This window comes from Arsenophonus endosymbiont of Bemisia tabaci Q2 (assembly GCF_902713415.1).
GTDB lineage: Bacteria > Pseudomonadota > Gammaproteobacteria > Enterobacterales > Enterobacteriaceae > Arsenophonus.
In genome coordinates this window covers 1-4,311 of sequence record NZ_CACTIE010000216.1, presented here as the reverse complement: position 1 = coordinate 4,311, position 4,311 = coordinate 1, and the positions used below count along the sequence as shown (strand labels likewise).

Annotated in this window: 4 protein-coding genes and 1 pseudogene; 2 read left to right on the top strand and 3 right to left on the bottom strand. The window is 38.3% G+C overall.

What is annotated here, in order from left to right:
• Window positions 1-181 (bottom strand): IS630 transposase-related protein (locus ARSQ2_RS10180; RefSeq protein WP_238334452.1); only part of this gene is annotated, 181 nt, incomplete at its 3' end.
• A gap of 54 nt (window positions 182-235) precedes the next feature.
• Here ARSQ2_RS10180 and yvcK point away from each other — a divergent pair.
• Window positions 236-1,190 (top strand): annotated as a pseudogene (yvcK, locus tag ARSQ2_RS10175) (uridine diphosphate-N-acetylglucosamine-binding protein YvcK).
• Window positions 1,191-1,263: 73 nt separating this feature from the next.
• Here the strand turns inward: yvcK and uvrB are convergent.
• Entirely contained in the window at window positions 1,264-3,276 is a 2,013-nt protein-coding gene (gene uvrB, locus ARSQ2_RS10170) for an excinuclease ABC subunit UvrB (RefSeq protein ID WP_181995231.1), read from the bottom strand.
• Window positions 3,277-3,828: 552 nt separating this feature from the next.
• Complete coding sequence (gene bioD / locus ARSQ2_RS10165; protein ID WP_181995230.1) at window positions 3,829-4,107, bottom strand: ATP-dependent dethiobiotin synthetase BioD; 279 nt, start codon at window positions 4,105-4,107, stop codon at window positions 3,829-3,831.
• 7 nt (window positions 4,108-4,114) lie between these two features.
• Here bioD and ARSQ2_RS10160 point away from each other — a divergent pair.
• On the top strand, window positions 4,115-4,311 hold a 197-nt coding region (locus ARSQ2_RS10160), incomplete at its 3' end, for an IS630 transposase-related protein (protein ID WP_238334451.1).

Here is a 4,311-nt window from a genome sequence, read left to right as displayed (position 1 = left end):
TCAACTCGGATTTATCGATTTTTCGCTGACGAGTAGTCGATGCTTTTGGCTCTATTTGATTAATCCAACGCGATACAGATGCAGAGCCAATCCGAAATTGCTTCGTTGTTTCTTGGATACTTAACCCTTCTTCTTCCATCGTAAATATCACTTTACGTCTAAAATCAATTGAATAGCTCATATAAATAATGTCATCAAAATTAAGTCGCTTAGCTCTAATAAAATAGAGGAAGTATTGCATAATCGCAGTATTCTTAATAATTTAGACCAAGTTGTCGCGCTGGCTGGTGGTCATGGCTTGGGTCGGGTGATGTCATCCCTTGCCTTTCTAAATTGTCAATTAACAGGGATTGTCACTACAACTGATGATGGTGGCTCTACCCGGTCGAATTTGCCGTTCTGAAGGTGGTATTGCCTGGGGAGATAGGCGCAACTGTTTAAACCAATTAATTACGGAACCGTCGATTGCATCAACTATGTTTGAATATCGTTTTGCCGGTAATGGTTAACTTGGTGGCCATAATCTGGGTAACTTAATGGTAAAAATCGCTTGATCATCTGAGTGTTAGGCCGTTAGATACCATCAACTTAATCAGTAGTCTATTAAAAATGAAGACGCATCTTATTGCTATGTCTGAGCAACCAGCTGATTTACTGGCAATCGATTTGATGGGCAATGAAATCTATGGCGAAGTTAATGTTGATCAACTCACCTCACTACCACAAAAATTAATGTTATCTCCTCAGGTAAGTTGCACGCCAGAAGCTGTCGATGCTATCCATAATGCTGATTTGATCATCATTGGCCCAGGTAGCTTTTTAACCAGCCTGATGCCTTTATTTCTAATGAATGAGCTAACGCAAGCATTACAAGCATCCCGGGCAGCAATCATCTATATTGGTAATCTTGGTAAAGAACTAAACCAACCCGCTGCCAATATGCAACTAACCGAAAAAATTGCAATGATTGAAAAACACATTGGCCAACAGAAAATTGATGCGGTTATCGCTAGTCCAGTAACCGATACATCAAGCCTACCAGATCGAATCGTGCTGGAAAAAAACTGGCTGACCAAAATTTCTGTTACCGTCATGATCGAGATTTATTGCGCCAGGCTATTGAAGACATGGCACACAAAATTCATCAACTTAAACCTTTTAACTTATCTCCTTACCCGAATGCCAGCTAACGGCTTGCTTGGCACCCACCCCGCCTTAGAGGGCGTGGCTGCACCGCACTGCGGATAAAAATTGTCTAATGCTTTAAGAATTAGCAATAAACTGTTCACGTAGCAATTGAATTTGCTTGCGTAAACTAGCTGCTTGTTCAAATTCAAGATCTTGTGCATAACCATACATTTGTGCTTCTAACGCCTGAATTTTAAGCTCCAATTCTTTGGTCGAAAGTTTCTGATAATCTTCGATAATCGGTGATACTTGCGGTTGTTTATGTTTACCTTTTGCCGATACTGGTACACCGACTTGTAAAATATCGCCAACTTTTTTATTTAAACCTTTAGGTACAATACCATGCTGTTGATTAAAGGCGATTTGCTTTTCGCGACGACGTTCCGTTTCTTTAATCGCTTTTGCCATTGAATCAGTAACTTTATCGCCATATAAAATAGCTTTACCTTTCAGGTTACGCGCTGCACGCCCAATCGTTTGAATTAATGAACGCTCTGAACGTAAAAATCCTTCTTTATCTGCGTCTAAGATAGCAACTAGCGATACCTCCGGCATGTCCAACCCTTCACGCAACAAGTTAATGCCCACTAAAACATCAAATACGCCTAATCGCAAATCACGAATAATTTCAACCCGTTCAACGGTATTAATATCTGAATGCAAATAACGAACCTTTATGTCATGTTCTTGCAGATAATCGGTCAAATCTTCTGCCATTCTTTTGGTTAACGTTGTTACTAGCAGCCGTTCATTTACCGCTGTACGCAAATTGATTTCAGATAACAGATCATCAATCTGGGTGGCTACCGGACGAACTTCAATTTCAGGATCGAGTAAGCCAGTTGGCCGGACAACTTGCTCAATAATTTCATTTGCCGATTTTTCCAATTCATACTTACTTGGCGTGGCAGAAATATAAATTGTTTGTGGGGAAAGTGCTTCAAATTCCTCAAAACGTAATGGGCGATTATCTAACGCCGAAGGTAAGCGAAAACCATATTCTACCAATGTCTCTTTACGCGAGCGATCACCACGATACATACCAGCAATCTGTGGGATGGTGACATGCGATTCATCAATAACTAATAAACCATCTGCGGGTAAATAGTCAAACAACGTTGGTGGTGGTTCACCGGTTGCACGGCCAGAAAGATAACGTGAATAATTTTCAATACCAGAACAATAACCCAATTCATTCATCATCTCTAAATCAAACTGGGTACGCTGTGTTAACCGCTGCTCTTCAACTAGTTTACTATTTTCCAGTAGTAATTTACGTCTTTGTGCCAATTCAGTTTTAATCTGCTCCATGGCTTCAAGGATACGCTCACGTGGAGTTACATAATGGGTTTTAGGATAAATGGTAAATCGAGGTACATTATGTTGGATCTGTCCGGTTAAGGGATCAAAAAGCGCTAGCCGTTCTACTTCCTCATCAAATAATTCAACTCGTAACGCATATTGATCTGATTCGGCAGGAAAAATATCAATCACTTCCCCCCTAACTCTAAATGTTCCTCGCTGAAATACTTGATCATTGCGGCTATATTGCAAATCAGCCAGGCGGCGTAAGATAGCTCGCTGATCAATAATCATACCTTTGGTTAAATGAAGCATCATTTTTAGATAGCTATCAGGATCACCTAAACCATAAATTGCTGATACCGAAGCAACAACAATAACATCACGTCTTTCAAGCAGTGCTTTAGTGGCAGAAAGTCGCATCTGTTCAATATGTTCGTTAATAGAAGCATCTTTTTCGATAAAGGTATCGGAGCTTGGAACATACGCTTCTGGTTGATAATAATCATAATAAGAAACAAAATATTCCACCGCATTGTCAGGGAAAAAAGCCTTCATCTCACTATATAATTGTGCAGCCAACGTCTTATTGTGAGCTATTACCATTACCGGGCGGTTAACCTGCTCAATAATATTAGCGATAGTAAATGTTTTACCCGATCCGGTGACACCAAGTAAGGTTTGATGAGCCAATCCATCATTAAGACCTTCGATTAATTTCTTTATCGCTGTAGGCTGATCACCGGCAGGTTGAAATTCAGCATGCAATTTGAAGACTTTACTCATCTAACCCTCTCTACTAAAAATATTTCTTTATCATACTGGATAAAAAACAGTTTGAATGACAGCAAAAATAAAAACCCAGTTTCATCCACAACCAATATATTTATATATATTTATCATTTTAATAACTTAGTTATCCCCAAGCTTTTTACCTTGAATTATATTTTATATTTTATGCTAATCAGGCAAAGTAAAACTTTATTATATATCATTTCAGACTTGATTTTATATAACATGTTAATATTTATAAAATTTTACTTCAGAGCCGAGAATGGCATCAACTGCCCGCCAAGCCTCATCCTATCTCGCTTAGAGTAACTTTTCTAGATCTAATACACAAGGTTATCCACAGAAATAGTGGATAACTAAAGAAATTCTTTTCAGCATCAATAGTTGTAATATTTTCACTTGAGCATTAGCAAAAATTTTTGCCAAAAAATAATCACAAAAAAAATTTTTTAAGCAAAAAAATAGTATTTCATTTGTTGCAATTAAGCTAATTCAAGCAAAATATGGCTAAAGCGTTATGCCGCTTTAGCCCAAAAATTACTCCTATTACAGTAGGTTAGCTAAATTGACAAATTTGCCAATCGAATGAGATTGCCAATTCGGCAAATGCGGAATAACGCCTAAACATGGTGCTGACAACCGTTGCTGTAATGTTAACAAATAATCCTGCTGATATTGACCCGGTAAAAGAATTTCATTAGCCACCCAGCCTGCCAATAATAAACCACTTTGCTCAATGGCCTGTGTGGTTAATATTGCATGGTTAATACAACCCAATTTAATTCCAACTGTTAATATAGCTAAGCGACTTAATTTTGATGACATTATTTATATGAGCTATTCAATTGATTTTAGACGTAAAGCGATATTTACGATGGAAGAAGAAGGGTTGAGTATCCGAGAAACAGCGAAGCAATTTCGGATTGGCTGTGCATCTGTATCGCGTTGGATTAATCAAATAGAGCCAAAAGCATCGACTACGCGTCAGCGAAAAATCGATAAATCCGAGTTGATAAAAGATGTTGAACA